General features: G+C 46.5%; 1 tRNA gene. It reads right to left on the bottom strand.

The features are described 5' to 3' along the window. Positions 1-315: 315 nt before the first annotated feature. Positions 316-391: transfer RNA gene (locus tag KW841_RS29440), tRNA-Ala, on the bottom strand. Between the last annotated feature and the right edge of the window lie 7 nt (positions 392-398).

Below are 398 nucleotides of genomic sequence, written 5' to 3'. Positions count from 1 at the left end.
CAGGCTACCACGTCTTTCATCGCCTCTGACTGCCAAGGCATCCACCGTATGCGCTTCTTCACTTGACCATATAACCCCAAGCAATCTGGTTATACTATGAAGACGACATTCGCCGAAAATTCGATTGCGCTCCTAAGAGCCACTCACAAATTTTACCTTAGCCTGATCCGTTACCAGTGAAAGTAACGCTCAGTCTATCTTTCTATCACATACCCAAATTTTTAAAGAACGAACTAGTCAAAGACTAGAAATCAACATTCACCATCGAACCGATGGAATGCTCATTTCTAAGCTTTATACAATCAGAAGCAGTAGTGGTGGAGCCAAACGGGATCGAACCGTTGACCTCCTGCGTGCAAGGCAGGCGCTCTCCCAGCTGAGCTATGGCCCCGTATTTC

The organism is Pseudomonas sp. PDM28 (assembly GCF_019219115.1).
GTDB classification, from domain to species: domain Bacteria; phylum Pseudomonadota; class Gammaproteobacteria; order Pseudomonadales; family Pseudomonadaceae; genus Aquipseudomonas; species Aquipseudomonas laurylsulfatiphila.
Note: the sequence above shows the minus strand (reverse complement) of the source record. Positions and strands in the feature narration are given on the sequence as shown.